The sequence below is a fragment of the Micrococcus sp. iso_26 genome, assembly GCF_056172975.1.
This window is the reverse complement of the sequence record NZ_JBWBTV010000007.1, coordinates 1-2,031: the sequence shown is the minus strand read 5'-3', so window position 1 is coordinate 2,031 and position 2,031 is coordinate 1. Positions and strand designations below refer to the sequence as shown.

General features: G+C 66.8%; 2 protein-coding genes. One reads left to right on the top strand and one right to left on the bottom strand.

Going from position 1 to position 2,031, the window contains the following annotated elements:
- Positions 1–479, bottom strand: a 479-nt coding sequence (locus tag AC0VX0_RS12220; RefSeq protein ID WP_475452166.1) for an alpha/beta fold hydrolase, incomplete at its 3' end; no start/stop codon positions are given.
- Between the two features lie 845 nt (positions 480–1,324).
- On the opposite strand from AC0VX0_RS12220, the gene AC0VX0_RS12215 reads away from it, so the two are divergent.
- Positions 1,325–2,031, top strand: a 707-nt coding sequence (locus AC0VX0_RS12215; RefSeq protein WP_475452165.1) for an O-methyltransferase, incomplete at its 3' end; no start/stop codon positions are given.

The window sequence follows — 2,031 nt, the reverse complement described above, 5'->3', positions numbered from 1 at the left end:
AAAGCCGTGTCCCGCGCGAAGGAGCGCAGTTCAGCTGGGGCGTTGACCAGCACTACGCCGTCGAGAGCCCCGGCAGGCTGATCCGCCGCGGCCAGGGCTGCCATCAGCCCTCCCATGGAGAATCCCACCAGTACGATGCCTGCCACGTCCGGCTGCCTGCGGATCCAGGCCAGGACTCGTGAGATGTCGAGGGAGGCGCTGAGCCCGTAGTCGTCGACGCCGGTGGAACCGTGCCAGCCGCGCAGGGAGATGCTCACCGCGTGCCGTCCACGCTCGAGCACCTGGTGTGCGACCGGGGCCATGGTCGAAGCGTCCTCACCCCACCCGTGCAGCAACAGGATTGCTGGCGCCTGCCGCTCACGCCACCAGGCGTACCCGCCCAGCTGCACGTCCTCGAACTCCAGCAGCACCGGGACCGCGCCGGGAAGACGGGGCAACAGCGTGGCGCCGATTGGGTGAGGGGTCAGCGGGCTCTCCATGAACCCATGGCAGTCCCGTGGTGCGCGCACGTCAAGATCCCCAGTGGAGTGCTCGGGTGGCGAGCAGAGCATGAACCCCTGGCCGGTGACACCGACTGTGTCAAGACCTCAGGCCCCCAAACCGGTATGCAGCATACCCGCGCGTTTGTGCAATCTTCGCTGCATCTCGACAACCGGGCGATGGCGCAGGGCACAAGGGAAGGCGAGTGTCGAGATGCAGCGAAGAGTTCACACGACGCGCGGTGAACTCTTCGCATATCAGGCGGGATCCGGTCGGCGTGAAATCTGGGTGTCCCGGTGGGCGCTCCCGCGCGCCCCAGGGCCCGCCAGAAACGTACGGGCGGCTGCCGCTCTGGCGGGTCGGTTGTGGCGAGTCATGTGGCGGGCGGACAGGGTCGGATGTGGCGCGCACGGCGCATGGCGGGGTCCCTCGCCACAAACGACCGATTGTGCCTGCTGGGCGCGCGCGTGTCGGGGGTGTAGTGGGTGACGACGCTGGGCCTTGCCGTCCTGAGGGTCGAGGGCCGGCTATAGCTCAGGGGCGATGGCCGACGTGGCCTCCGCTGTACTGCTATGAGCCCCGCGGTGGGTGGGCCGAGGTTACCGGCCTTCGGGGCTGTGGGTTTCCTTCGCGCGTGTTCCCGCGATGACCCCCGCCATGAGCAGCGCTATTCCTGTGAGCGAGAGGCCAGCGCCGATCAGGCCGCGCCAGGGCAGGTCGGTGAAGGTGATGATCGCCGCGCCCGCTAGGGCGTGTCTGACAATCGTGGGACTGCCGAATATCGTGCTTTACATCACCTCCGCTGACCGCAAGCGGCGGAGTCCGCGCTGAGTATGCTGACACCGTGAGCGACAAGCCTGCCACCGACGCGACACCTGCGAACCGCTACCCAGCGGCCCCTGAATGGCACACCGTGGATGACTACTTCACCCATGCGTTGGTCCACGAGGACGATGCCCTCGTCGCTGCCCGCGAGTCGGGACAACACACCACCATGGCCAACGCCGAGGTGGCGCCGAACCAAGGCGCATTCCTCGCACTGCTCACCCATCTCACTGCCGCCAAGCGCGTCCTCGAGTTCGGCACGCTGGCCGGCTACTCCACCGTCTGGTTCGCGCGCGCCGTCGGAGTCGGCGGACAAGTTGTCACGCTGGAACTGGAACCCCAGAACGTCAGCGTCGCCCGAGCAAACTTCACCCGAGCCCAGGTGGACGACCGGATCACCGTCATGCAAGGTCCGGCAGTCGACTCAGCACAACAGCTCATCACCGGGAACGTGGATCCGTTCGACCTGGTCTTCATCGACGCCGACAAACCTAACAACCCCACCTACCTACAAGCCGCACTCCAGTTGACCCGGCCCGGCGCGCTGATCATCATCGACAACGTGGTCCGCAACGGCGAAGTGGCCGACGAAACCTCCCAGGATGGATCCGTGCAAGGCGTGCGAGCCGTCGTCGACGCCATCGCCGCAAACCCAGAGCTGACGGCAACCGCCCTGCAGACGGTGGGCGTCAAGGGATGGGACGGCCTCATCGTCGCTCGCAGAAG